We start from the raw sequence: 26,807 nt of genomic DNA on the forward strand, positions 1-26,807 counted from the left end.
CGCCGCATGAGCGACCGCGTCCCCACCCGCGCCGAGATCGTCGAGCGCATCCGCGCCTCGTCCAAGGACGCCTTCGTCCTCGAGGAAATGCAGCGCCTGGGCTTCTGGCCCGCGGGCGAAGGCAAGCCCTCGATCGAGGCCGCGCTGATCCAGCGCGAGCTCGAGCTGATGAAGGCGCTGGAGGACATGCAGCAGGAGCTGCGCAGCCACAGCGATCCCGAAGCGGCGCTCAAGCGGATGCGCGAGGAGCGCCTGGCGCAGGCCCGCGCGAAGCGCGAGGCGACCGCGCAGGCCCGCGAGCAGCGCCGCCACGAGCGCGCGCTGCGCTGGCACGAGGCGCGCAAGACCGACGCCGGCTACCTGGGCGAGGGCGTGTCCGGCGGCCTGCGGCCCGCTGCCGCCGGTGCGCCGGCCCGGCCGCTGGCCGACGGCCTGCCCACCCTCGCCACGCCGCTCGAGCTGGCCCGCGCGATGGGCCTGACGCTGCCCGAGCTCAAGTTCCTGTGCTTCCATCGCGAGGTCGCACGCACGTCCCACTACCGCCGCTTCCTGTTGCCGAAGAAGACCGGCGGGCAGCGGACCATCTCGGCGCCGATGCCGCGGCTCAAGCGCGCGCAGTACTGGGTGCTGGACCAGGTGCTCGCCAAGGTGCCCAGCCATGCCGCCGCGCACGGCTTCCTGCCGGGGCGCAGCATCGTCACCAACGCCACGCCGCATGCCGGGCGCGAGGTGGTGATCAACCTCGACATCCAGGACTTCTTCCCGACCATCACCTTCCCGCGCATCAAGGGCGTGTTCCGCGGCCTGGGCTACGACGAGCGGGTCGCCACGATGCTGGCGCTGCTGTGCAGCGAGAACCCCTGCGACGAACTGGAGGTCGACGGCGAGCGCTTCTTCGTCGGCGGCAAGGGCCGCGACCGCGTGCTGCCGCAGGGCGCGCCGACCAGCCCGATGCTCACCAACGTGCTGTGCCGCAAGATGGACCGCCGGCTGCAGGGCATCGCCGACAAGCTGGGCTTCGCCTACACCCGCTACGCCGACGACCTGACGTTCTCGGCCTCCGGCGAGGGGGCGGGCCAGGTCGGCACGCTGCTGCGGCAGGTGCGCCACGTGCTGAAGGACGAAGGCTTCACGCCGCATCCGGACAAGCAGCGCGTGATGCGCGCCGGCTCCCGGCAGGAGGTCACCGGCGTGGTCGTCAACGACAAGCCCTCCGTCTCGCGCGAGGAACGCCGCAAGCTGCGCGCGGCGCTGCACAAGGCGTCGCGGGAGGGCGTCGAGGCGGCGACCTGGCAGGGGCAGCCGGCCACGCGCGAGGTGCTCGTCGGCTACGGGCGCTTCGTCGCGATGGTGGACCGCGAGCAAGGCGCGCCGCTGCTGAAGCAGGCCCTGGCCTTGCCCGGCGGCGCGGCGAAGCGGCGCTCCGCCTTCGGCGCGCTGTTCCGCCAGAAGGCCGCGGCCGGCGAGGCGCCCGTGCTCGCGCGTGGCGCCTGGTGGCAACCGGCGGAGCCTCCGGAACCGGTGCTGCAGCAGACCGCCGGCCAGATCAAGGCGGCGCGGCAGGCGCGCCTCAATGACGAGCGCACCGCGCGCCGTGGCGGCAAGCCGCCCGCGCCGAGCCGCGCCGATCAGCGCCGGGCCGAGCAGGCGCAGCGCCTGGCGGACCACGAGGCCCAACGCGCCGCCCGTCGCTCGGCAGGCGCCGCGCCGGGCGCGGCCGGGGCTGATCGGCCCTGGCTCCTCTACGTCAAGCAGTTCGCGCTGCTGCTCGGCATCGCCGCCGGGCTCAAGTCGGAGCTGATCCTGTACGCCGGCGTCATCCACCTGCTGCTGCGCATCAAGTCGCGCGACCGCGGCTGGTGGGAGTTCTGGCTCGGCATCGGCCTGCTGGTGCTGGTCAACGCGCTGCTTTTCCGGCGCTGAGCGCGGGGATCACAGCACGGCATAGCGGCCGGGCTTGTGGTTGACCGCGATGAAGAGATTCATCACCACCGCCGCGAGCACCGAGTAGGCGACGCGCTCCGGATCGACCACCGTCAGCGCGAGCAGCACGATGGCGCAGTCCATGGCCATCTGCACCTTGCCGGCGCGCCAGCCCTTGGCCTTCTGCAGGTAGAGCGACACGATGGTCGCGCCGCCGAGGCTGGCGCGATGTCGCGCCAGGAACAGGCAGCCCGAGCCCAGCAGCGCGCCGCCCAGGATGGCGGCATAGGCCGGATGGATGCGGTCGATGGCGAAGAGCTTGGGCGAGAACTCGGTCATCACCGACAGCAGCGCGATCGAGACGAAGGTCTTGAGCGTGAACTCGCGTCCCATGCGGGTCCAGGCGAACCAGTAGAACGGCAGGTTGATCAGGAAGAACAGCTTGCCCAGGCTGACGCCGGTCGCGTAGTGCAGTACGAAGGCCGCGCCCGCGGTGCCGCCGGTCAGCAAGCCGACCTGCGCGAACAGGATCAGCGCCAGCGACACGAACAGCGTCCCGGTGAAGATCGCCTGCGCATCCTCGAAAGGCGTGTGCGAGCGGATCGCCAGGTCGGCGAGCGGCTCGACGGCGGCGGGTGCGGCGGCGGGTGCGGCGGCGGGTGCGGCGGCGGATGCGGCGGCGGACGGCGGGGTGGGGTCGTTGGGCGTGGCGCTCATCCCAGGCACGAAGCAGAAAGCATGCCCGGGAGTGTCGCAGCAGGCGGGGCGGCTGGCGCTTGTCCCTGGGCGCGTCTCAGCGCCCCTGCGCCTTCAGCCGCGCGTCCAGCCGCGGGAACACGCGGCGCGCATTGCCCTCGTAGACCAGGTGCCGCTCGGCGTCGCTCAGGTGCGGCGTGGCCTCGATGTAGCGCTTGGTGTCGTCGTAGGAGTGCCCGGTCTCGGGATCGATGCCGCGCACCGCGCCAATCATCTCGGACGCAAAGAGCACGTTCTTCACCGGGATCACTTTCGTCAGCAGGTCGATGCCGGGCTGGTGATAGACGCAGGTGTCGAAAAAGATGTTGTCCAGGAGGTGCTCGTCGAGCAGCGGCTTCTTGAGCTCCTGCGCCAGCCCGCGGAAGCGCCCCCAGTGGTAGGGCACCGCGCCGCCGCCGTGGGGGATCAGGAATTTCAGCGTGGGGAAGTCCTTGAACAGGTCGCCGGTCAGGCACTGCATGAAGGCGGTCGTGTCGGCGTTCAGGTAATGGGCGCCGGTCGTGTGGAAGCAGGCATTGCAGCTGGTGCTGACGTGGATCATCGCGGGGACGTCCAGCTCGACCATCTTCTCGTAGAGCGGATACCAATGGCGATCGGTGAGCGGCGGGCTGGTCCAGTGGCCGCCGGAGGGATCGGGATTCAGGTTGAGGCCGACGAAGCCGTAGTCGCGGACGCATTTCTCCAGCTCCGGCAGGCAGCTCGCGGGAACGACGCCGGGACTCTGCGGCAGCATCGCGGCGCCGACGAAGTGATCCGGGAACATCGCCGCCACCCGCGCGCAGAGCTCGTTGCAGATCGCCGCCCAGGTGGACGAGGTCTGGAAGTCGCCGATGTGGTGCGCCATGAAGCTGGCGCGCGGGCTGAAGATGGTCAGGTCCGAGCCGCGCTCCTTCATCTTCTTGAGCTGGTTGGTCTCGATGGACTCGCGCAACTCGTCGTCGGAGATCTTCAGCGCGCTCGGGCTCGGCGCCTTCGCCGGGTCCTTGAGCGCGGCGACCTGCAGGTCGCGCCAGGCGCCCAGCGCCGCCGGGGCCGTCGTGTAGTGTCCGTGGACGTCGATGATCATGGGGGTCTTTCTATCGGCTGCGGCGGATTGTGGACAGCCCGGCCCCATCGTCCTAGGTATGGCAAGGACTAGCTGCTATTCAGATCCGGCATGGCGGCGCGAGGGCGGGGAGCCGGATGCGTTAAGCTCCCGCGCCCGCCGCGATGCGCCCTCCGCGCGCCGCCGGGCAGCGATTCACAGGTCGAAGGGAAGTGTGTGCAGGACGTGCGGGACACCGATGTCGTGATCATTGGCGCGGGTGCCGCGGGGTTGATGTGCGCTGCGCTGGCCGGGCAGCGCGGCCGCCGCGTGCTGCTGGTGGATCACGCCAACAAGGCCGGCAAGAAGATCCTGATGTCCGGCGGCGGCAACTGCAACTTCACCAACCTGTACACCGAGCCGGCCAATTTCCTTTCGCAGAACCCCCATTTCTGCAAGTCGGCGCTGGCGCGCTACACCCAGTGGGATTTCATCGCGCTGGTCAACAAGCATCAGATCCCGCACCACGAGAAGAAGCTGGGCCAGCTGTTCTGCGACAACAAGTCGATCGACATCCTGCGCATGCTGCTGGCCGAGTGCGAGGCCGTCGGCATCACGCCGATGCTGGAGACCTCGGTCGACCGGATCGAGAAGACGGAAGGCGGCTACCGGCTCGAGACCTCGGCGGGGCCGATGCAATGCCAGTCGCTGGTGATCGCCACCGGCGGCCTGTCGATCCCGACCATGGGCGCCACCGGCTTCGGCTATCAGGTGGCCCGCCAGTTCGGTCACCAGCTGCTGCCGACGCGGGCCGGGCTGGTGCCGTTCACCATCACCGACCAGCTCAAGGACCTGTGCAACGAGCTCAGCGGCACCTCGGTCGACTGCCTGGTGAGCTGCAACGGCAAGAGCTTCCGCGAGAACATCCTCTTCACGCACCGCGGCCTGAGCGGCCCGGCGATCCTGCAGATCTCGTCCTACTGGCTGCCGGGCCAGGCGGTGGAGATCAACCTGCTGCCCGACCTGGACGTGCCGGCCTGGCTGGCGCAGCAGCGCAACGACCGGCCCAATGCCGAGCTCAGGACGCTGCTGGCCGAGCTGTTCACCAAGAAGATGGCCACGCTGATCGCGGAGCAGTGGTTCGTCTCCAAGCCGATCAAGCAGTACGCCCACGCGGAGCTGGAGCAGATCGCGCAGCGCCTGTCGGCCTGGCAGGTGGTGCCGGCGGGCACCGAGGGCTACCGCACCGCGGAGGTGACGCTGGGCGGCGTCGACACCAAGGAGGTGTCGTCCAAGACCATGGAATCGCTCAAGTCGCCGGGGCTGTACTTCATCGGCGAGGTCCTGGACGTCACCGGCCACCTGGGCGGCTTCAACTTCCAGTGGGCCTGGGCCTCGGCGCATGCGGCGGCGCAGTACGTTTAGAGACACGCCCTGACACCCGGGAGTGACGAATAGCCGGTTACCCTGCCGGCCGTTCCAATCGACGCTTCGTCGACCAGGGAGATCACATGACCAAGACGATCCGATCCGGCGCCGCGCCCGCCGTGCGCCGCCGCACCTTGCTGGCGGCCGGACTGGGCGGCGTGCTGACCGCGCCGGCGATGCAGGCCCTGGCCGCACCGGCCGCCGCCTCGAGCGCCTCGAACGACTTCAGCGCCGCCGGCTTCGACGCCTGGGCCGAACGCGTCGCCGCCGAGCGCATGCGGCATGCGCCGGAGCACGCCACCCGCATGCAGTACTTCCAGGGCGAGGTCCAGGCCCGCCTCGACGGGCAATGGGACTCGCTCTCGCGCGAGGACGAGCTCGCGGACATCGCCCGCGACCGCCGCGCCCTGGCCGAGCTGGCGCGCTTCCCGCGCGACGCGCTGTCGCCGACGCAGCGCACCTCCGCCGCGCTGATGGCCTGGACGATGCGGCAGAACGTCGCCGAGGGCGAGTTCCTTGACCACCCTTACGTCTTCGAGCACATGGCCGGCGTGCATGTCGGCCCGATCACCTTCCTCGTGCAGGAACACCCGATGCGCAACGCGGCCGACGTGCGCAGCTACCTGCAGCGCATGGACGGCCTGGCCGCGCTGATGGACCAGGGCATCGTCCGCGCCCGCGCCGCGCAGGCCAAGGGCATGCTGATGCCGCGCTTCATCACCGCGACCGCCGTCGGCCAGATCGAGCAGTTCGTCGCGCCGAAGCCGGCGGACAACCCGCTGGTGGTGTCGCTGGCGGAGCGCATGGCGACCCTGCCCGACATGGACGACGCCGCCCGCCAGCGCGCCCGCGCGCGGGCCGAGGCCATCGTCGCGAACTCCATCGTGCCGGCATGGCGCCGCGGCCTCGCGCTGCTGCGCGCGCAGCTGCCGCGGACCACCGACGACGCCGGTGTCTGGCGCCTGCCCGATGGCGACCGGTTCTACGCCGCGCGGCTGCGCGCCAACACCACCACCGAGCTCTCGCCGGCCGAGATCCACGCGATCGGCCTGAAGCAGGTCGCCCGCATCGAAGCCGAGATGGACGGCCTGCTGCGCCAGCTGGGCTACGCCGAGGGCAGCATCGAGCAGCGCTATCGCAAGATGGACGCCGACCGCCAGCCCAAGGACGCCGCCCCGCAGGTCCAGCTGCTGGACCGCTACACCACCTACCTGCGCGACGCGCAGGCGCGCGCGCGGCTGCTGTTCGACGTCATGCCGAAGGCGCCCGTCGAGGTGCGCCGCGAGCCCGCGCTGACCGAGCCCACCGCCGCCGCCCACTACACGACCCCGGCGCCGGACGGCTCCCAGCCGGGCGTGTTCTGGGCGCCGCTGGCCGGCCCCACCTACGACATCGCGGACATGCGGACCCTCGTGCACCACGAGGCCATCCCGGGCCACCACTTCCAGCTCGCGATCCAGATGGAAGCCAGGGACCTGCCCTACTTCCGCCGCCGCGCCGCGTTCTCGGCCGGCTCGGCCTACGTCGAGGGCTGGGCGCTGTACGCCGAGCAGCTCGCTGTCGAGAACGGCTGGTATGACGGCGATCCGGTCGGCCACCTCGGCCAGCTGTACGGGGCGCTGTTCCGCGCCCGCCGGCTGGTGGTCGACACCGGCCTGCATGCGATGAAGTGGACCCGCCAGCAGGCCATCGACTACGGCATCACCCCGCAGGAGGTCGACCGCTACGTCACCTGGCCGGGCCAGGCCTGCGCCTACATGCTGGGCCGGCTGCGCATCGAGGCGCTGCGCGAGCGTGCCCGCCAGCAGCTCGGCGACCGCTTCGACATCAAGCAGTTCCACAACACGGTGCTGCTGACCGGCGACGTGCCGCTGACCGTGCTCGAGCAGGTGGTCGACGACTGGGTCGGCGCGCGCCGCGTGGCCGGGAGCTCCACGGCCACCGCGGCGCCCTGACTCCCGACGCGCAGATCAACCTTCGCCTGGCCCTGACGCCGCCGGCACGATCGCCGGCGCATGCCGTCGCATCAACTCGTCGACCCAGTCGATGAACACGCGCAGCTTGGCGCTGACGTTGCGGTTGGGCGGATAGGCGAGGTACATCGGCATCGGGTCCATCGTCCAGTCCTCGAGCAGCGGCACGAGCTCGCCGCGCGCCGCATGCGGCCCGGCCATGTAGCGCGGCAGCCAGAGCACGCCCATGCCCGCAAGCCCGGCCGCCAGGTAGGCATTGCCATCGTCGGCCGCGACGACGTAGCGGCCGCGCACCTCCACCGATTCCTCCCCGCGCCGCATCTGGATCGGCGCGATGCGTCCCGTGCTCGCGCGCAGGAAACCGACGATGCGCTGCGGGTCCGTTTCGATGTCGCGGGGATGCGCGGGCACGCCGGTCGCGTCCAGGTAGGACGGCGCGGCATACACGCCCAGCGGCAGCTCGCCGATGCGTCGCGCGATCAGCGACGGCACCGTGACCTCGCCGCCGCGCAGCACCGCGTCGACGTTGTCGCTGATGACATCGACGATGCGGTCGCTGACGCCCATGTCGAGCTGGATCTCCGGATGACGCGCATGGAACTCCGGCAGCGCCGGCATCAGGACCAGCCGCGCGAAGGGCGTCGGCACGTCGACCCGCAGCCGGCCGCGCGGCGACGTGGTGGCGCTGGACAGCGCCGTGTCCGCGTCGTCCAGGTCGGCCAGCACGCGCACCACGCGCTCGTAATACGCGGCGCCGTCCGGCGTCACCCGGACCTGCCGCGTCGTGCGGTGCAGCAGCTTCACCCGCAGGCGCGCCTCGAGCTGCTGCACCAGCTGCGTCACGGTGGTCTTGCTCAGGTGCAGCGTCTGCGCCGCCTTGGTGAAGCTGCCGGCCTCCACCACGCGGGCGAAGGCGAGCAGCGCATCGAATCGGTCCATCGTCGAGTCACCTTGATTGCTGTTGGCGAGATCGGGCGCATTCTCTTTCGCCGCCGGCTGGCGCCAGCGCGGCGCCGGCGGTAGATTCGCGCATCGTCCCCCGGAGCCCACGCCATGTGCCCTCGCCTCGCCGCCGTGATTGCCTTGCCGATTGCCGCCCTTGCCTCCGCCCTCGCCCCCGCCAACGCCCATGCCGAGGACGTCCAGCTGGAGCGGCTCGGCTGGCTGGCCGGCTGTTGGGCCGCAGAGAAGGGCGAAGCGGGCTCGGTGGAGCACTGGCTGCCGCTGGCCGGCGGCACGATGCTGGGCATCGGCCGCACGGTCAGGAACGGCCGCACCGTCGAGCACGAGTTCATGCAGATCCGGCTCAACGCCGAGGGCCAGCCGGTCTTCATCGCGCAGCCGTCGCGGCAGAAGGAGGCGACCTTCGTGGCCACCTCGATCGGCGAACGCGCCGTGACCTTCGAGAACCCGGCCCACGATTTCCCCCAGCGCGTGATCTACCGCGCCGTCGGCGAGAGCGGCCTCGCCGCCCGCATCGAGGGCCAGCGCAACGGCACGACGCGCGGCATCGACTTCCCGATGCGGCGCGTGGCCTGCGAGGCGGCCAAGCCCGCGCCCTGACGGCGGACGGCCCCGCCGAGCAGGCCCGAAACGCGACTTCATCGTCGATTCGCCGGCAGGCGGGCCCGGGGCCGGCGGCGCGGATCGCCGACAATCGCGCATGACCCGCACCGATCCCACCGGCTCCGCCGCCCCGGCGGCGCCGACGCCCGCGTCCGACGCGACCGCCTTCGACCGCCTCCCCCTGCCCCCCGCCATGCTGGCCAACCTGCGCCAGCTGGGCTACCTCTCGATGACGCCGATCCAGGCGGAGAGCCTGCCGCTGACGCTGGGTGGCCACGACCTGATCGCGCAGGCCAAGACCGGCAGCGGCAAGACCGCGGCGTTCTCGCTGCCGCTGCTGGCCAACCTGAATCCGCGCCGCTTCGCCGTCCAGGCCCTGGTGCTGTGCCCGACGCGCGAACTCGCCGACCAGGTCACGCAGGAGATCCGCCGCCTGGCCCGTGCCGAGGACAACATCAAGACGCTGACCCTGTGCGGCGGCGTGCCGATCCGCACGCAGCTCGCCAGCCTGGCGCATGGCGCCCACATCGTCGTGGGCACGCCGGGCCGCATCCTCGACCACCTGCAGCGCGAGACGCTGTCGCTGGAGGCGCTGAACACGCTGGTGCTGGACGAAGCCGACCGCATGCTGGACATGGGCTTCGCCGAGGACATCGCCCAGGTCGTCGCCCATTGCCCGAAGCAGCGCCAGACGCTGCTGTTCTCGGCCACCTATCCCGACGACGTGGCCGCACTGGCGGGCCGCTTCATGCGCGACCCCAAGACGGTGACGCTGACCGAGCGCCATGCGGCCAACAAGATCCGCCAGCGCTTCTACGAGGTGACCGAGGCCGAGCGGCTGCATGCCGTCGGCCTGCTGCTCAACCACTTCCGCCCGGCCAGCACGCTGGCCTTCTGCAACACCAAGCAGCAGTGCCGCGACCTCGTCGCCGTGCTGCAGGCGCAGGGCATCGTGGCGCTGGAGCTGCATGGGGACCTGGAACAGCGCGAGCGCGACCAGGTGCTGGTGCGCTTCGCCAACCGCAGCTGCAGCGTGCTGGTCGCCACCGACGTGGCCGCGCGCGGACTGGACATCGCGCAGCTCGAGGCAGTGATCAACGTCGACATCACACCCGATCCCGAGGTGCATGTGCATCGCATCGGCCGCACCGGCCGCGCCGACGAAGCGGGCTGGGCCTTCAGCCTCGCCAGCCTGGACGAGATGGGCCGCGTCGGCCGCATCGACCAGATGCAGGGCAGCGTCAGTCCCTGGTACCCGCTGTCCGAGCTGACCGCCACGGCCGGCGGCCCGCCGCTGCGGCCCCCGATGGTGACGCTGCAGATCCTCGGCGGCCGCAAGGAGAAGATCCGCCCCGGCGACGTGCTGGGCGCGCTGACCAAGGACCTCGGCCTGGACGGCGCCAGCATCGGCAAGATCAACGTCAACGAGTTCTCCACCTACGTGGCCATCGCGCCCGAGCTGGCGGACCAGGCACTGCGCGGGCTCAATGCCGGCAAGGTGAAGGGCAAGTCGGTGAAGGTGAGGCGCCTGTGAGCGACTTCGCCGACCTCGGACTGTCGCCCGCGCTGCTGCGCGCCGCCGACGAACTGGGCTTCGACCGCCCCACCCCCATCCAGGCCGCGGCCATCGCGCCGATCCTGGCCGGCCGCGACCTGCTGGGCAGCGCCGCCACCGGCTCCGGCAAGACGGCCGCGTATGTCTTCCCGGTGCTGCAGCGCCTCGATGCCGGCGTGCGGCCGGCGCTGCGCCGCGCGCAGGTGCTGGTGCTCGTGCCCACGCGCGAGCTCGCCGCGCAGGTCGGCGAGACCCTGATCCAGGTCGGGCGCTTCCTGCGCGAGCCGGTCAAGGTCTCGGTGCTGTATGGCGGCGTGTCGATCAATCCGCAGATGATGGCGCTGCGCGGCGGCGCGGACATCGTCGTGGCGACGCCGGGCCGGCTGCTCGACGTGGTCGCGAAGAACGCGCTGAAGCTGGGCGACGTCGACTGCCTGGTGCTCGACGAGGCCGACCGCCTGCTCGACGCCGGCTTCGCCGACGAACTGGCGCAGGTGCTGGCGCTGCTGCCGCGCCGGCGGCAGAACCTGCTGTTCTCCGCCACCTTCCCGGACGCGGTGCAGGCGCTGACGACCCAGCTGCTGCACGACCCGGTGCGCGTCGAGGTCAGCGGCGAGCCGGCCACCGAGGGGCAGATCGAGGAGCATGCCGTCGAGGTCGATGCCGCGCGGCGCACGCCGCTGCTGCGCCACATGATCGAACGCGGCGACTGGTCGCGCGTGCTGGTCTTCGTCGCCACGCGTTATGCCTGCGACCACGTGGCCGACAAGCTGCGCCGGGCCGGCCTGGAGGCCGCCGCCTTCCATGGCGACGCGAGCCAGGGCGCGCGCACGCGCACGCTGGCCGACTTCAAGGCGGGCCGGCTGCGGGTGCTGGTGGCGACCGACCTCGGCGCGCGAGGCATCGACATCGCGCGGCTGCCGGTCGTCGTGAACTACGACCTGCCGCGCGCCGCCGCGGACTACACGCACCGCATCGGCCGCACCGCGCGCGCCGGCGAGAACGGCCTGGCAGTGAGCTTCATCAGCGCCGCGACGGAAGCGCACTTCCGCCTGATCGAGAAGCGCCAGGGACGGCGCGTCGCCCGCGAGCGCATCGCCGGCTTCGAGCCGACCGAGACCGCGCCGCCGGACGCGGCGACCGGCGGCGTCAAGGGCCGGCGGCCGAGCAAGAAGGACAAGCTCCGGGCCGCCGCGGCGGCGGCCACGGTGAAGCGCGGCACCTGAGGCCGATGCGTTAGGCCGGTGTGTGACGCCGGTGTGTGACGCTGGTGTGTGACGCCGGCGCGTCAGGCCCGCGCGGGATCGGGAAACCCCTCACCCCCGCCCTGCGGCAATCGACGACACTAGCCGCAAGGTTAATCGATTAACCTAACCAGCAAGATAGCTGGCACCGACAACAAGGCCGAGGCGCCGCCAGGCGTCCCGGCGAGTGAGACAGCCGTGATCCTGCCGCGCCCGTTGCCCCGTCCTGGCGTCACCCGACGCAACCTGGTGCTCTCCGGTGCCGCGCTCTGCGCCGCCGGATCAGCCGTCGCCTCCGCGGCCGCGTCTGCTGGCGCGTCTACCGCCGAGCCAGCGTCTGCGCCGGCGGCTCCGTCCGTTCCCCGCTGCGACACTGGCGCGGACGGCGCGATCCAGACCTCCCACCGCAAGGACTTCATCCTCGGCGTCGACATCTCCACGCTGGAGACCGTCGAGCGTGGCGGCGGGAAGTTCTCGACGGCCGACGGCCGGCCGGGCTCCGCGCTGCAGATCCTGCGCGCGGCCGGCATGAACTGGGGCCGCTTGCGGCTGTGGCACACGCCGGTCAACGCCCACGACGTGATCGAGGACGGCCGCATCGTCTCGCGCCACGGCGAGCCCGTCGGCGGCGGCGACAACGGCCTGGCCGTCACGCTCCGGCTGGCCCGGCGGCTGAAGGCGCAAGGCATGAAATGGCTGCTGGACATCCACTACAGCGACCACTGGACCGACCCCGGCAAACAGGCGAAACCCGCGGCCTGGACCCGCCTGCATGGCGCGGCGCTGGCGCAGGAGGTTGAACGTTATACCTCCGAGGTGCTGAAGGCCCTCCACGACCAGGGGACCGACCCGGACATGATCCAGGTCGGCAACGAGATCAACGGCGGCATGCTCTGGCCCGACGGCAAGACCTGGCAGCAGACGCCCGACGAGCAGGTCGGCGGCGACGCGGCCTTCATCGCGCTGCTGCGGGCCGGCATCCGCGGCGTCCGGGCCACCGACGCGCTGCGCGGCGGTCGCCTGCCGGTGATGCTGCACCTGGCGCACCAGGGCGACGGCAAGAGCGCCGAGACCTTCCGCCGGGTCTACGACGGGTTCGAGGCCGCCAAGCTCGACTACGACGTCATCGGCCTGAGCTGGTACCCGTATCACCACGACCCCTACGACGCGCTGCGCGACAACCTGCGCCTGCTGTCGGACCGCTACCGCAAACCGCTGGTGGTGGTCGAAACCGCGTACGGCCACCAGCTGGACAACCCCGGCGGCGGCGGCGCGGTCTTCAACGAGGAGGGCGCACGCCGCTCCGGTTATCCCGCCACGCCCGAGGGCCAGGCGCGGATGCTGCGCGACGTGGTCCGCGCGGTGGCCGCGGTGCCGCAGGGCCTGGGCGTCTTCTACTGGGAGCCCGCCTGGCTCGCGGTGCCCGGCGCGGGTTGGCGCACCGGCGACGGCAACGGCTGGGCCAACCAGACGCTGTTCGACGACCGGGGCCGCGCGCTGCCCTCGCTGACCGCGATGCGCGACGCGGCGCCCTGTCGCTGACGCCCTCCCCTGACCGACGTCCCACGATCCCGAGACCCACGACGCCACGAGGCAGCGCCCGACGCGGCCCTCGACAACAACACGACACGTCCAACGACGGAGACACCATGACCCTGTCCACCCTCGCCACGCCTGACGCCCGCGCCCGCGGCATCCGCCCCGCCGCCCGTCCCGCCCTCCGCGCCGCCAGCACCTCCGTCTTCCTGCTGGCGCCCGTCGCGCTGGCCTGTGCCGCGCTGCTGCTGCCGGCCGACGCCCGCGCGCAGGCCGCGCCGCCGGCCGCCGCGGCGTCCGCCGCCGGCAGCGCGCTCGACACCGTGGTCGTGCAGGGCCAGCGCTCCAGCCTGATCAAGGCCCAGGACATCAAGCGCAACGCGGACCAGGTCGTCGACTCCATCGTCGCGGACGACATCGGCAAGCTGCCCGACGCCAACGTCGCCGAGGCGCTGCAGCGCATCACCGGCGTGCAGATCTCGCGCAACCGCGGCGAGGGCGACCGCGTCCAGGTGCGCGGCCTGCAGCAGACGCAGACGCTGCTCAACGGCCGCGTCATCTTCACCGCCGGCAAGGAGCGCGGACTGGCCTTCCAGGACGTGCCCGCCGAACTGCTCGCCGGCGCCGACGTCTACAAGACCCCGACCGCCAGCCTGATCGAGGGCGGCATCGGCGGCGTCATCGACCTGCGCACCCGTCGCCCGTTCGACTTCGCCGGCTTCAAGCTGGCCGGCTCGGTCAAGGCCACGCGGGCCGAGCTCGCCGACAAGAACAACGGCGAAGGCTCGCTGCTGGTGTCCAACCGCTGGCGCACCGACGCCGGCGAGTTCGGCGCGCTGCTCAGCGTGTCGGCGCAGAAGCGCGATTACCGCTCCGACACGCAGGAGCTCGACAATCCGGCGCAACTGGCCGATGGCTCGGGCACCGTCGTGCCGCTGGGCCAGTGGCTGGCCTATGAATTCGGCGAGCGCGACCGCAAGGCCGCCAGCGCCTCGCTGCAATGGCGCCCCGACGGCCGCAGCGAATACACGCTGGACTTCAACCACACGCAGCTCAAGAGCCGCACCGACGTCTACGGCCATTACGCCTCGCCGTTCTGGGCCAACTGGAGCAACACCGCCAACCAGGGCCAGCTCTGGCCGAACGGCGCGATCCAGACCGACGCCAACGGCCGGTTCGTCTCGGGCAGTTTCTGGGGCGCGAGCATGAGCACTTCGGGCTCGGTGGCCGACGAGAACACCAAGATCGACCAGCTCGCGCTGGCCGGCAAGTGGAAGGTCGGCGACGCCACGCTGCGCAGCGACCTCAGCCACACCCGCAGCACCTTCGACCGCTTCTACCAGGAGGTGCGCCTGGGCACCTTCGCCAACGACCCGGTCAGCTACAGCTTCGACCTGGGCACCAAGCTGCCGTCGGCGTTCTCGCCCACCGCGCAGCTCGACAACCCGGCCAACTACTGGGCTGACAAGGCGCTGTACTTCCGCACCCGCAACACCGGCAAGGAAACCGCCTGGCGCCTGGACGGCGACAAGCCGGTCGACTTCGGCGCGCTGACCACGCTGCACGCCGGCGTGCGGCTCAACGACCGCCGCGCCAGCAGCGCCGAGATCAACACGATCGACGACATCTGGATGTTCAACCTGTCGCAGATCCCGGCGGTGGGCCTGCTGCCCTACGACAACCTGCTCAAGGACGCCGGCGGCGGCAACATCCCGCGCCAGTGGCTGACCGTCACCGACACGCGCTGGCTGCGCGACGCGCAAGCCGTGCGCAGCACCTTCAACCTGACGGTGCCCGAGCTCGATCCGGCGCAGAGCTTCGAGTTCCGCGAGCGCGCCGCGGCCGTCTACGTCGCCGGCGACCTGGACACCACGCTCGCGGGCCTGCCGCTGACCGGCAACGTCGGCGTGCGCGCCGTCACCACGCGCACCCAGCGCGGCTACACCGCCACCAGCGGCGGTCGCGTGGACCTGTCCAAGACCGACACCGACTTCCTGCCCTCGCTCAACCTCAAGCTCGAGCTCACGCCGGACCTGCTGGCGCGGCTGGCGCTGTCACGCGTGGTCACGCGACCCAACTTCGACCAGCTCACGCCCAGCCTGAGCCTCAACGTCAACGACCGGACCGGCTACCAGGGCAATCCGGAGCTCGACAAGCTGCGCGCCAGCCAGGTCGACGCGACGCTGGAGTACTACCTGTCCAAGAGCGATTCGGTCTACGGCGCGGCCTTCTACAAAGACGTGTCGGGCTTCATCCAGACCACCAGCACGCAGACCACGATCAACGGCACCAGCTACACGCTCACGACGCCGAGCAACGGCCGCGACGGCCGCATCCGCGGCCTGGAGGTCGGCTACACCGGCTTCTTCAACAAGCTGCCCGGACTGCTGCGCGGGCTGGGCCTGCAGGCCAACTTCACGCTGGTGGACAGCGCCGCCCCGAGCCCGATCGACGGCCGCAGCGCACCGCTGGAGGGGCTGTCCAAGCGCAGCGCCAACCTGGTGGCGATGTACGACCTGGGCGACTTCTCCGCGCGGCTGGCCTACAACTGGCGCAGCGACTACACCGTCGGCTCGCGGCTGAGCTTCCCCAGCAACGACGGCGTGACCGCGCTGACGCCGGTGACGATGAAGGGCTACGGCATGGTCGACGCCTACCTGAGCTACGCGATCACGCCCCGGCTGCGCATTGCCCTAGAAGGCAACAACCTGACGCGGACGGTGCGCCGCAGCGTGTTCAGCGACTACGGCCTGCCGCGCGGCACCTACACCGACGATCGCCGCTTCGCGATCAGCCTGCGCGCGGAGCTGTAAGCCCCGCCCCCGGCCCGGCCTGAGCGCCGGGCCTTTTCATTTGCGGCCCGATCCGCGCCTGCCCACCCGGCGCGTCAGCGGTGACGCCGGGCCGGACCGCTCCGAGTTCCCTCCACCACAACCACCAAGGAGACAGGGGAATGACGACGAAGACGATGAAGACCACGATGACGGCGGCCGCCCGCGCCACGGGAGGCCTCACGCGCCGGGCAGCCATCGGCGCCGGACTGGGCCTGGCCGCCGCGCTCACCGCGTTGCCCGCGGCGGCGGCGACGCTGGTCAAGGGCGCCGACGTGAGCTGGGTCAGCCAGCAGGAATCGGCCGGCTACAGCTTCTACAACGCCGCCGGCACCAGGACCGATCCGTTCAAGCTGCTCAAGGACCTGGGCATCAACACGATCCGGCTGCGCGTCTGGGTCAACCCGAACGGCGGCTGGTGCGACGGCGCCGACACGCTCTACAAGGCCAAACGCGCGATCGCCCAGGGGCAGAAGGTCATGCTGACCTTCCACTACAGCGACTCGTGGGCCGACCCCGGCCAGCAGACCAAGCCCGCCAGCTGGGCCAGCCACTCGTTCACGCAGTTGATGAGCGACGTCTACGCGCACACGCAGGGCATCCTGAGCTACCTCAAGACCAACGGCGTGACCGTCGACTACGTGCAGGTCGGCAACGAGATCAACAGCGGCATGCTGTGGCCCGACGGGCAAGCCTCGGGATCGAGCTTCGCCAACCTGGTCAAGCTGATCAACAACGGCAACGACGCGGTGAAGGCGGTGTTCCCCTCGGCCAAGGTGATCCTGCACCTGGCCAACGGCCACGACAACGCGGTGTTCCGCTGGTTCTTCGACGGCATGAAGGCCAACGGCGCGCGCTACGACGTGATCGGCATGTCCCACTATCCGACGTCCAGCAACTGGAGCAGCCGCAACGCGGCGCTGTCGACCAACATGGCCGACATGGTGTCGCGCTACGGCAAGCCGGTGATCGTGGCGGAGACCGGCATGGACTGGCAGCAGGCCGCCGCGTCCAAGGCCATGATCGCGGACCTGCTCACGCGCGTGTCCGCGCTGGGCGCCAACGGCCTGGGCGTCCTGTATTGGGAGCCGCAGGCCTATCCCGGCTGGCAGGGCTACACCTGGGGCGCGCTCGATGGCTCCGGGCGCTTCACCAGCGCGATGGATCCCTTCTGATCCCCCGCCTCATGACTTGACGCCCCCCGCGGTCAGGCCCGCGACGAGCCAGCGCTGCATCAGCAGGAACATCAGCGTCAGTGGCAAGCCCGCGAGCAGGGCCGTGGCGGCGAAGTCGCCCCAGAGGTAGCGCTGGTTGAACAGGAACAGCCGCGATCCCACCGCCAGCGTCAGCTGCTGCTCGTCGTGCAGCAGCACCGAGGCGACCGGGTATTCGATCATCGCGCCCAGGAAGGCCAGCACGAACACGACCGCCAGCACCGGCTTGGCCAGCGGCAGCAGCACCAGCACGAAGGACTGCCAGCGGCTCGCGCCGTCGACCGCGGCGGCTTCCTCGAGGTCGGGCGGGATGCTCTCGAAGTAGCCCTTGACCAGCCAGATGTGCTGCGCCACCGCGCCGGTGTAGGCCAGCGCCAGGCTCCAGTGGCTGTTGAGCCCCAGCCACGGCACCCAGTCGCCGAGCCGGTCGAAGATCGCGTAGATCGCCACCAGCGCCAGCACCGACGGGAACATCTGCAGCAGCAGCATCGCCGTCAGCGTGCCGTCCCGGCCGCGGAAGCGCATCCGAGCGAACGCATAGGCGCTGGTGACCGACAGCGCCAGGCAGGCCGCCGCGCTCACCAGCGCCACCTTCAGCGAGTTGAAGATCCACTGCAGCACCGGGAACGGCGGCGGCGTCACCTGGCCCTGGGCGTCGACCACCGGCAGCCCCAGCGCCAGGCGCCAGTGCTCGAAGCTGATGGCCTTCGGGATCAGGCTGCCGCCGGCGAAGTTGCCAGGCCGCAGCGAGATCGACACGATCATCAGCAGCGGCAGCAGGCTGAGCACCACGAAGGCGATCAGCACCGCATGCAGCGCCCAGACGCGCCAGCGCTGCGAAGAGGTCATCACCATCGCCATGACGAAGCTCCCGCCCGGCTCAGCGCCGGGTCGCTTTCGCGCCGCCGAAGCAGCGCAGGTTGACGTAGGCCAGCAGCGCCACGATCACGAACACGATCGAGGAGATGGCGCAGGCGAGCGCGTAGTTCTGACCGCCGTCGTTGAACGCGATGCGGTAGGTGTAGGACGCCAGCAGGTCGGTCGCGCCGACGGGGACCTGGGTGTCGAGGTAGTCCGGCGCGCCTTCGGTCAGCAGTGCGATCAGCGTGAGGTTGTTGAAGTTGGCCGCGAACGAGGCCACCAGCAGCGGCGCCATCGGCCGCGCGATCAGCGGGAGCGTGATCCGCAGCAGATTGGTCACCGGGCCCGCGCCGGCCAGCGCCGAGGCCTCGTACAGGTCCTCGGGGATGGCCTTCAGCAGGCCCATCGCCAGGATCATCATGTACGGGTAGCCCAGCCAGGTGTTGACCGTCAGCACCATCGCGCGCGCCAGCGTCGCGTCGCTGAACCAGCCCGGTCGCACGCCGAAGAGCAGGTCCAGCACCAGGTTGATCTCGCCCAGGTTCTCGTTGAACAGGCCGCGGAAGACCGGGATCGAGATGAAGGCCGGCACCGCGTAGGGCAGGAACAGCGCCACGCGGTACGCGCCCCGGCCCTTGAGCGCGGGCCAGCTCAGCGCCACGGCGAAGAACAGGCCCAGCGCGAAGGTCAGCAGCGTGTTCAGCGACGCGAAGCTGACGGTCCAGACGAACACGCGCACGAAGGGCTCGAAGAAGCTGCTGTCGCCGAAGATGCGGGCGTAATTGGCGAATCCCACCGTCGTGCGGAAGCCCGGCTCCAGCGCCTGGCCGGCCGCATCGCGCCACACGCCCGCGGCGTGGTCGGCCGTGACGATGCTGCCGTCGCGCAGGTCGCGCAGCCGGTCGGCGTCAATCGGCGCGTAGCGTTGCGCCTGGTCGGTAATGCGATGCAGGCTGGACAGGCGCCATGGGCGGTCGTCCGGCGTGCGCAGGACCAGCGTGCGCAGTTGCGGCAGCAGCTCGACGAGCGCGCGCGGCGGCAGCGGTTCGCCGGGCAGCGGCTGGCCGTCCTCGAGCGCGCCGAGCATCACCGTCGTTCCGGTGGCCGGCGCGCCAGGCGCGGGCAGCGTGAAGCGCGCGCTGAGCCAGTCCTTGCCGTCATCGTCGCGCAGGCGCGCCTGGTAGCGGGCCGCGGCGCCCTCGCCCTCGCGCAGCAGGCTCAGGTCCATGCCCAGGCCCTCGCTGTCGGTGCGCTGCAGCAGCGCGTCGGTCGCGCGCTCGAAGGACAGCAGGTGGGCCGAGCTGTAGTTGGTGAAGGCGATGCCCAGCGTGAAGGCCATCGGCAGCACGATGAAGACGAGCACCGCCGACACGCCGGGCATCACGTAGCGCCAGGCCTGCAGGCGCTTGCTGAACTGCAGCAGCACCAGCAGGCCCGCGACGCCGAGCACCGCCATCGCGGCGAGCGCGTCGTGCGCGCGCAGCAGCTGCTGGCACAGGAACAGCAGCCCGGCCACCGCGGCGAGATTCAGGACATGCAGCCCGAGGGCGAGCGCGCGCATCACGACGCCTCCTTCGACGCCTGCCCCGCCACGCGCCGCGAGGCGCGGGCGAGGCCGTCGGCCACCGTCTCGCGGCCTTGCGTGATGCTCTGCACCGCGGCGTTCATCGCGGTCCAGAAGCGCGCCATCTCGGGCACGTTGGGCATGGGCTCGCCCAAGGCGGCGGCCGCGGCGGTGCCCTCGACCAGTGCGTCGCCGCGCAACTCGCCCAGCAGCGCCGTGTTGGCCGGCACGCCCAGCGGCACATGGGCCTGCATCGCGCGCAGCCCGTCGAGGCTGAGCAGGTAGCGCTCGATGAACTCGGTGGCCAGCAGCGGCTGCCGGCTCGATGCGCACAGCATCGCGCCCAGCACGCCGGTCATCGGCCGTCCGGGCCGCCCGCGCAGCGACGGCAGCGGTGCCGCCGCGACGCGCAGGCCGCTCTTCTGGAGGTTGTTCCAGCCCCAGGGGCCGTTGATGGTCATGGCCACGCGGCCCTCGTTGATCGCGGCTTCGCTCTCGGCGTAGGTGGCGGTGCGCGGCACCAGGCCCTCGTCGACCAGGCGCTTGAGCAGCGACATCCCGGCGCGCGTGCCCTCGGTGTCGATGCCGTTGTCGCTCGCGTCCCAGCTGCCGTCCTCGCGACGGCGGAAGGCATAACCGCCGCCGGCCGACATCAGCGCGTAGGTGTAATAGAACTCGTTGTAGGGCCACATGATCGCGCGCCGGCCCTGCGGGCGCAGGCGGCGGTCGATCTCGAAGACCTCGTCCCAGCTGCGCGGCGCGCGCGTCACGAGATCCAGGTTGACGATCAGCGCGACCGATTCGATCGCGATCGGATAGCCCCAGGTGCGGCCGCCCATGCGCCATGGCGACCACGCCATCGGCGCGACCGCTTCGCGCAGCTGGCGCGACGGCGCCACCGGCCGGATCAGCCCGGACGCGGCCCAGCCGCCGGCGCGGTCATGCGGCCAGATCCACACGTCGGGGCCCTTGCCGGCGGCGGCGGCCTGCTCGAACTTGGAGACGCCGTTCTCCGGATGCTCGACGCGCAGCGCCACGCCGGTGTCGCGCGTGAAGCGCTCGCCGATCCGGGCCACGCCCTCGTAGCCCTTGTCGCCGTTGATCCAGACCCGCAGCGGCTCGCGGTCCGGCAACAGCGCCGCACGCGCCGCGCCGCTCCACGTCGCCAGGCCGCACGCACCGAGGCCGGCACCGGCCAGCAGCGCCTGGCGCCGCCGCGGATTCATCGGGCCGCGCATGCGTCCGCCTCCTCGTGCAGCCGCGGCAGCGCTTCGCCGCGCGGATCGAAGACATGGACCTCGTCGCGCAAGGCCGCCACCGGGAAGGCCTCGCCGATCGCGGGCGCGCCGTGGCCCTCGGGCAGCCGGGACACCAGCGCGCCGCCGGGCCCCGCCAGGTAGGCCAGGCTCTGGTCGCCCAGGTGTTCCAGCCACTGGACCTGCGTGCGGATCGGCTCGCTCAGGCGCGCGCCCGGCGAGGCGCCACCAGCACGCGCGTCCGGGACCGGGCGCAGGTGCTCGGCCCGCACGCCCAGTGTGACGGTGTCGCCGTCGTTCACGCCGTCGGCGCGCACCGGCAGCGTCAGGCGCGTGCCGTCGGCGAGCGCGGCCACCACGCCGTCGTCGCGGCGCTCGACCAGGGTCGCGGGCAGGAAGTTCATCCGCGGCGAGCCCAGGAAACCCGCGACGAACAGGTTGCGCGGCCGCCGGTACAGCGTCAGCGGCGCGCCGCATTGCGCGACGCTGGGCTGCGGCAGCAAGGCCCCGGGCGGCGGCGGTTGCAGCAGCACCATGCGGTCCGCGAGCGTCATCGCCTCGACCTGGTCGTGGGTCACGTAGATCGAGCTGGCCCGGCCCTGGCTGCGATGCAGCCGCGCGATCTCCAGCCGCGTCTGCTGGCGCAGCGCGGCATCCAGGTTGGACAGCGGCTCGTCGAACAGGAACACGCCGGGCTGGCGCACCAGCGCGCGACCGATGGCGACGCGCTGGCGCTGGCCGCCGGACAGTTCACGCGGCTTGCGCCGCAGCAGGTGGTCGATCTGCAGCAGCTTCGCGACCTCCTCGATGCGGCGCTGCGCGTCGGCCTTGGGCACGCGCGCCAGGCGCAGGCCGAAGCCGAGGTTCTCCCCGACGTCCAGATGCGGATAGAGCGCGTAGCTCTGGAACACCATGGCGACGTCGCGCTCGCCGGGCGCCTTCTCGTTGACGCGGCGGCCGCCGATACGCAGCTCGCCGCTGCTGATCGTCTCCAGCCCCGCGATCATGCGCAGCAGCGTGGACTTGCCGCAGCCCGACGGGCCGACGAACACGCAGAACTCACCTTCGGCGATGTCCAGCGTCACGTCGTGCACCGTGGGCACGCCGCCGTCGATGTAGGTCTTGCCGACCTGCTCCAGTTGCACCGAGGCCATGGTTCAGCGCTCCCCGACGCCCAGGTCGATGACGAGCCGGCGTTCGACGCCCAGCGTGGCCCGGCGCAGCGCCGCACCAGCGCCGAGCGCGCGGGCCTCCGGCTCGAGGAACACCGGCAGGTCCGCCGCGATGGGCAGCACCGCCAGCGTGATCGACGGCCACGCGCCGTCGGCGCGGCGCCAGCGATCGATCGCGATCGTCCACGGACTACCATCGCAGAAGCGGTCGTCGACGACGACGCCGTCCACCTCGATCCGCGCGACGTCGCCGACCAGCTCCAGCGTCAGCCAGACCCGGCCGCGCGGCAGCCCGTCCGACGGCACGATCGCCCAGTGGGCCTCGGCCGCCTGCGCGGCCTCGTCGGGCACCAGCGGCACCGGCCCGTCGCGCCAAGGCACATGCGGCCCCCAGCGCAGCACCGGCGGCTCGCCCGCGGCCTGCATCAACGCGACCGCGAGACGCGCCTCGCCACGGTACCGATCGCCATCGCCGTTGCCATTGCGGTTGCCGCTGCCATTGCCATTGCCGGAAGCCGCCTCGGTCATTCCCTCTCCCGCGATCGCGGGAGAGGGCGAGGGTGAGGGCCAGCGCCCTCCCGCCCCGCTCAACCCTGCCGCGATCGACCACACCGCCCATTCGACCGCCAGTTCCTCGCGCCCGCCGCCGAGCCCCTCCGCCGGGAACACGCGCACCCAGGCCGCTTCCTCGACGCCGGCGTCCATGCCGATGAATTCCCCGTCCGCGCCCACGCCCACCGTCGCCGGATGGCTGGACCACATCAACCGCTCGCGCCCGCCGATCCGGACCTTCGCCGTCGCCGCCGCGGCGGCCTCGGACAGCACCAGCACGCGATGCATCCGTCCCGCTGTATCGCGCACCGACACCAACCGAGGCCCTTCGCGCGAATCCAGCCGCACGACCCAGACCTCGCCGCGGCGCTCGACATGCCCGCCGCGCACCTCGATCGTGGCCAGGCCCTGGGCATCGAACACCAGTTCCGCCGCGATGCCCTCGAGGCTGAAGCCGGTCCACACCACGTCGCCATCGGCCCCGGTCCAGCGCGCCATCGGCTGCACCGTCGCCTGACGCAGGCGCGCCGCGCCCAAGCGATGTCCGACCGGCCAGATGAAGGCCGCGCCGGGACGCAGCGCCACGCCGCCCTCGCTGGGCAGGCGCAGCGCCCCGCCGTCGGCCGTGCGCAGCTCGATGGCCAGGTCCCGCCGCGCCGGCAGCGGGTGATGGCGCACATGGTGGTTGACGAACACGAAGCCCTCCACCTCCGCCACCGACGCACCGGCCGCCCGCAGCGCGATGCGCGGCAACGCGCGATCGGCCGGATCGAAGGGCCCGTCCACCGGCAGCACCGCCTCGCACGGCGCCAGGGTCGCGCCGAAGTCGCGCATCAGCTGATGCAGCGCGCGCAGCCGCCCCCACGACGGCCGCACCTGGCCGTACTGGCCCAGCGGCGCCTGGAAGTCGTAGCCCCACTGCGGCACGTCGTTGGGATAACCGGTCGCCTGGGTCTCGTTGAGCGGTCCCGTCTCGCAGACCGGGTTGGTGCCGCCGTGATACATGTAATAGCCGTACAGGTTGGCACCCGACCCCAGCTGGACCAGCGTCGTCGCATGCACGTCGTCGGCGCCCACGACCGGTCGGCGGTGGTAGCTCTGCGCCATGCCGCCGCCGGCCTCGGCCAGGCAGAACGGGTAATGCGCCGTATCGATCAACCCCGCGGCCGGCGTGCCGTCGACATTGCCCATTTCGCCGATCACGCGACGGGTGTTGAACAGGAACACGCCCGATGGCGGCAGCGCTTCGCGCGAGCCCTGCCAGAATCCGTCGGCGTAGGCGCCCGACACCGGCAGCACCTCGCGCGGCGGGATGTCCAGCGTCGGCCAGCCGGTGACGGTGTAGATCGGCACGGTGAGGCCGACGTCGATCGCCAGCTGCTTCAGCGCGGCGATGTGCTCGGCGCCGCGACCCGGACCGGTGCCGCCGTATTCGTTCTCCAGCTGCAGCCCGATCACCGGCCCGCCGTCGCACCACAACCGGCCGCGCGCCTGCGCCGCGATCTCGCCGTAGAGCCGGCGCACGTGGGCGAGGTAGGCGGGATCGTTGCTGCGCGGCTCGCAGGTCGCGGCGAGCCAGTCGGGAAAGCCGCCCAGCCTCACTTCGGCATGCACCCACGGACCGGGGCGCAGGTAGACGAACAGGCCGGCCTCGGCCGCGAGGTCGATGAAGCGCGCCAGGTCGCGCTGGCCGTCCCAGCGCCAGCGCCCTTGCACCGCCTCGTGGTGGTTCCAGATCACGTAGCTGGCGACGACGTCCACCCCGCCCGCCTTGATCTTGGCGAGCTCGGCCTCCCATTCGTTCTCGGGATAGCGGCTGTAGTGGAACTCGCCCATCACCGGCATCCAGGGCCGGCCGTCCAGCACCAGGTACCGGCTGTTGACCTCGAGGCTGCGGGTGGGATGCGGGTACAGGCCCAGGTTCAGGAAGCCGGTCTCGGGCGTCGGCACCGTCGGGGGCACCTGTAGCGCCACCGGCGCCGGCGGGGTTGTCTCGCTCACGTCGTTGTGCTGCCCAAAGTGGCAGTTAATCGTTTAATCCGAGTCAGTAGACCAAGGGCGACCCCAGGGGGCAATACGGGTAAGTCCGCAGAAGCGGCCGCATTCTACGCGGAGCGCCCTTGGCTTCGACGCTGTCGGAACGCCATCGCGCGCGCGGCCGCGCTCGCTTCGGCGCCGATGCTGGGCATTCCGATTGACATCGCCCCCGCAGGTTGCTCCAATCAGATTAATCGATTAACCGACGCTGACGCATCCTCGTGATCGTTCGGCCGACACCCGCCCGCTTCATGCCCCCGATCTCCTTCCCGTCCGATCCGCCGGCGCCGCTGCGCCTGGGCGTGTGCTACTACCCCGAGCAGTGGCCGAAGGCGCGCTGGCGCGAGGACGCCCGCGCGATGCGCGCGCTCGGCCTGGGCACGGTCCGCATCGCCGAATTCGCCTGGTCCCGCATGGAGCCGGCCCCGGGGCAGTTCGACTGGGCCTGGCTGGATGAGGCGATCGACGTGCTCGCCGGCGAGGGCCTGTCGGTGGTGCTGGGCACGCCGACCGCGGCGCCGCCGCAGTGGCTGGTCGAGGCCCATCCCGACGTGCTGCCCGTGGGCGCCGACGGCCGCGTGAAGCCCTTCGGCGCGCGCCGGCATTACTGCTTCTCGAGCCCGTCGCTGACCGAGGCCACGCGGCGCATCGTCACCGCGATGGCCCGTCGCTACGGCGGGCATCCGGCCGTCGTCGCCTGGCAGACCGACAACGAGTACGGCTGCCACGACACCACCCTGTCCTACTCGCCGGCCGCGCTGGCCGCGTTCCGGCGCTGGCTGCGGGCGCGCTACGAGACCGTCGAGCGCATGAACGAGGCCTGGGGCACCGCCTTCTGGGGCCTGCAGTTCCTGAGCTTCGAGCAGGTCAGCTTCCCGGTCGGCCAGCCGACGAGCCCGCTGCCCGCGCATGCGCTGGACTTCCGCCGCTTCGCCTCCGACGAGGTGGTGCGCTACAACCGGCTGCAGGTCGAGCTGATCCGCGCACACGCGCCCGGCCGGCCGGTGCTGCACAACTTCATGGGCCTGTTCGCCGAGTTCGACCACCACGCCTGCGGCGCCGACCTGGACATCGCCGCCTGGGACAGCTATCCGCTCGGCCACGTCGACACGGCCGCGACCTTCCTCACCGAGGCCGAGCGCCAGCAATGGGCGCGCACCGGCCATCCGGACCTGACCGCCTTCCATCACGACCTGTACCGCGGCATCGGCCGCGGCCGGATGTGGGTGATGGAACAGCAGGCCGGGCCGGTGAACTGGGCCGACTGGAACGCGCTGCCGCTGCCCGGCATGGTCCGCGCGTGGACCTGGGAGGCCTTCGCGCACGGCGCGGAGCTGGTGTCCTACTTCCGCTGGCGCCAGCTGCCCTTCGGCCAGGAGCAGATGCATTCGGGACTGAACCGCCCGGACGGCGCGCTGGACGACGGCGGCCGCGAAGCCGCGCAGGTCGGCGCCGAGATCGGGCGGCTGCTCGCCGCCGGCGATGCGGCGTCGCTGGCGATGCGGCCGGCGGCGGTCGCGCTGGTGATGGACTACCCGTCGCTGTGGATGGCGCAGATCCAGCCGCAGGGCAAGGACATGGCGGGCTTCGGCCCGATGCTGGCGTACTACGGCGCGCTGCGCCGGCTCGGCCTGGACGTCGACATCGTCGCGCCCGACGCGTCGCTCGCGGGCTACCCCCTCGTCGTGCTGCCGGGCACGCTGCACCTGGACGAGGCGCTGGTCGAGCGGCTGCGCGCGAGCACGGCGGTCGTCATCGCCGGGCCGCGCACCGGCAGCAAGACCGACCGGCTCGCCATCGCCGAGCCGCTGCCGCCGGGTCCGCTGCGCGAATGGCTGCCGGTGCGCGTGCGCGCCGTGGAATCGATGCGCCCCGGCCGCACGCTGGCGATCGATGCCGGCGCGCACGGCCACGGCGTCGGATTGCAATGGCGCGACCTGATCGAACTCGATGCGGGCGACGCCGCGGGTGCGCAGGAGGTCCGGGTCCTGGCCCGCTACGAGGACGGCGCGCCGGCCTGGCTCGCGCGCGGGCGCTTCCACCTGCACGCCGGTCACGTCGACACGGAACTGCTGCTGCGCTGGGTCGATGCCGCGGCCCGCGAGGCCGGCCTGTCGCCGCTCGCCCCCGAGGCGCTGGCGCCCGGGCTGCGCCTGCGCCGCCGCGGCCAATGGCTCTTCGCGATCCACCGCGGGCCGCAGCCGGCCGTGGTGCCCGTGCCGCAGGGCGCGATCCCCTTGCTCGGCGGCGCGACGCTGCCGCCCGGCGGTGTCGGCATCTGGCATCTGTCCGATTGAGCCCGGTCGCGCTATCGT

At 71.6% G+C, this 26,807-nt stretch carries 18 protein-coding genes; 10 read left to right on the top strand and 8 right to left on the bottom strand.

The annotated features are described in order from the left end of the window. The first annotated feature begins 6 nt into the window (after nt 1–6). The gene (locus tag FHT38_RS19440; protein WP_183492941.1) at nt 7–1,923 is read left to right on the top strand and encodes a reverse transcriptase family protein; all 1,917 of its coding nucleotides are present in this window, start codon (nt 7–9) and stop codon (nt 1,921–1,923) included. A gap of 9 nt (nt 1,924–1,932) precedes the next feature. Here FHT38_RS19440 and FHT38_RS19445 read toward each other — a convergent pair whose 3' ends face one another. Both FHT38_RS19445 and FHT38_RS19450 read right to left on the bottom strand, forming a co-directional pair. After that, nucleotides 1,933–2,640, bottom strand: a complete 708-nt coding sequence (locus FHT38_RS19445; RefSeq protein WP_183492942.1) for a YitT family protein — start codon at nt 2,638–2,640, stop codon at nt 1,933–1,935. A gap of 76 nt (nt 2,641–2,716) precedes the next feature. After that, nucleotides 2,717–3,745 (bottom strand): amidohydrolase family protein, encoded by a 1,029-nt coding sequence (locus FHT38_RS19450; protein ID WP_183492943.1) that lies wholly within the window; start codon nt 3,743–3,745, stop codon nt 2,717–2,719. Nucleotides 3,746–3,949: 204 nt separating this feature from the next. Between FHT38_RS19450 and FHT38_RS19455 the strand changes: the two genes are divergently transcribed. Together FHT38_RS19455 and FHT38_RS19460 are read left to right on the top strand one after the other, a co-directional pair. Then, nucleotides 3,950–5,128 (top strand): NAD(P)/FAD-dependent oxidoreductase, encoded by a 1,179-nt coding sequence (locus FHT38_RS19455; protein WP_183492944.1) that lies wholly within the window; start codon nt 3,950–3,952, stop codon nt 5,126–5,128. Between the two features lie 86 nt (nt 5,129–5,214). Next, complete coding sequence (locus tag FHT38_RS19460) at nt 5,215–7,086, top strand: DUF885 family protein (protein WP_255488860.1); 1,872 nt, start codon at nt 5,215–5,217, stop codon at nt 7,084–7,086. A 15-nt stretch (nt 7,087–7,101) separates the two neighbouring features. Here the strand turns inward: FHT38_RS19460 and FHT38_RS19465 are convergent, their stop codons facing one another. Then, nucleotides 7,102–8,043 carry a LysR family transcriptional regulator gene (locus tag FHT38_RS19465; protein ID WP_183492945.1) on the bottom strand — a complete coding sequence of 314 codons (942 nt, stop codon included), beginning with the start codon at nt 8,041–8,043 and terminating at the stop codon, nt 7,102–7,104. A 114-nt stretch (nt 8,044–8,157) separates the two neighbouring features. Between FHT38_RS19465 and FHT38_RS19470 the strand changes: the two genes are divergently transcribed. The 6 genes from FHT38_RS19470 (at nt 8,158) to FHT38_RS19495 (ending at nt 17,011) form a co-directional block, all read left to right on the top strand. Then, complete coding sequence (locus tag FHT38_RS19470; RefSeq protein WP_183492946.1) at nt 8,158–8,667, top strand: DUF6265 family protein; 510 nt, start codon at nt 8,158–8,160, stop codon at nt 8,665–8,667. A 100-nt stretch (nt 8,668–8,767) separates the two neighbouring features. Next, entirely contained in the window at nt 8,768–10,204 is a 1,437-nt protein-coding gene (gene dbpA / locus FHT38_RS19475; RefSeq protein ID WP_183492947.1) for an ATP-dependent RNA helicase DbpA, read from the top strand. Next, nucleotides 10,201–11,451 carry a DEAD/DEAH box helicase gene (locus FHT38_RS19480; protein WP_091727541.1) on the top strand — a complete coding sequence of 417 codons (1,251 nt, stop codon included), beginning with the start codon at nt 10,201–10,203 and terminating at the stop codon, nt 11,449–11,451. The genes dbpA and FHT38_RS19480 overlap by 4 nt, the downstream gene beginning before the upstream one ends. 216 nt (nt 11,452–11,667) lie before the next feature. Further along, entirely contained in the window at nt 11,668–13,011 is a 1,344-nt protein-coding gene (locus FHT38_RS19485; RefSeq protein WP_183492948.1) for a glycosyl hydrolase 53 family protein, read from the top strand. Between the two features lie 107 nt (nt 13,012–13,118). Next, nucleotides 13,119–15,818: a TonB-dependent receptor gene (locus FHT38_RS19490; RefSeq protein ID WP_183492949.1), complete on the top strand. Its 2,700-nt coding sequence runs from the start codon at nt 13,119–13,121 to the stop codon at nt 15,816–15,818. Nucleotides 15,819–15,958: 140 nt separating this feature from the next. Continuing rightward, on the top strand, nt 15,959–17,011 hold the full coding sequence (locus FHT38_RS19495; protein ID WP_255488861.1) for a glycosyl hydrolase 53 family protein: 1,053 nt from the start codon (nt 15,959–15,961) through the stop codon (nt 17,009–17,011). 9 nt (nt 17,012–17,020) lie between these two features. On the opposite strand, the gene malG is transcribed toward FHT38_RS19495, so the two are convergent. Genes malG through FHT38_RS19520 form a run of 5 tightly spaced genes read right to left on the bottom strand, consistent with a single transcriptional unit; the run spans nt 17,021 to nt 24,456 of the window. Further along, a complete protein-coding gene (gene malG, locus FHT38_RS19500; protein ID WP_254783458.1) occupies nt 17,021–17,899 on the bottom strand; it encodes a maltose ABC transporter permease MalG in 879 nt (292 codons plus the stop codon). A 31-nt stretch (nt 17,900–17,930) separates the two neighbouring features. Then, the gene (gene malF / locus FHT38_RS19505; protein ID WP_183492950.1) at nt 17,931–19,472 is read right to left on the bottom strand and encodes a maltose ABC transporter permease MalF; all 1,542 of its coding nucleotides are present in this window, start codon (nt 19,470–19,472) and stop codon (nt 17,931–17,933) included. Beyond that, the gene (gene malE / locus FHT38_RS19510) at nt 19,472–20,713 is read right to left on the bottom strand and encodes a maltose/maltodextrin ABC transporter substrate-binding protein MalE (protein WP_183492951.1); all 1,242 of its coding nucleotides are present in this window, start codon (nt 20,711–20,713) and stop codon (nt 19,472–19,474) included. The genes malF and malE overlap by 1 nt, the downstream gene beginning before the upstream one ends. Further along, nucleotides 20,698–21,885, bottom strand: coding sequence for an ABC transporter ATP-binding protein (locus FHT38_RS19515; protein WP_183492952.1), 1,188 nt, complete (start codon nt 21,883–21,885; stop codon nt 20,698–20,700). The genes malE and FHT38_RS19515 overlap by 16 nt, the downstream gene beginning before the upstream one ends. A 3-nt stretch (nt 21,886–21,888) precedes the next feature. Beyond that, entirely contained in the window at nt 21,889–24,456 is a 2,568-nt protein-coding gene (locus FHT38_RS19520) for a beta-galactosidase (RefSeq protein ID WP_183492953.1), read from the bottom strand. A gap of 287 nt (nt 24,457–24,743) precedes the next feature. On the opposite strand from FHT38_RS19520, the gene FHT38_RS19525 reads away from it, so the two are divergent. After that, nucleotides 24,744–26,789: a beta-galactosidase gene (locus FHT38_RS19525; RefSeq protein ID WP_255488862.1), complete on the top strand. Its 2,046-nt coding sequence runs from the start codon at nt 24,744–24,746 to the stop codon at nt 26,787–26,789. The last annotated feature ends 18 nt before the right edge of the window (nt 26,790–26,807 follow it).

The organism is Mitsuaria sp. BK041, assembly GCF_014193085.1.
Taxonomy (GTDB): Bacteria; Pseudomonadota; Gammaproteobacteria; order Burkholderiales; family Burkholderiaceae_C; genus Roseateles.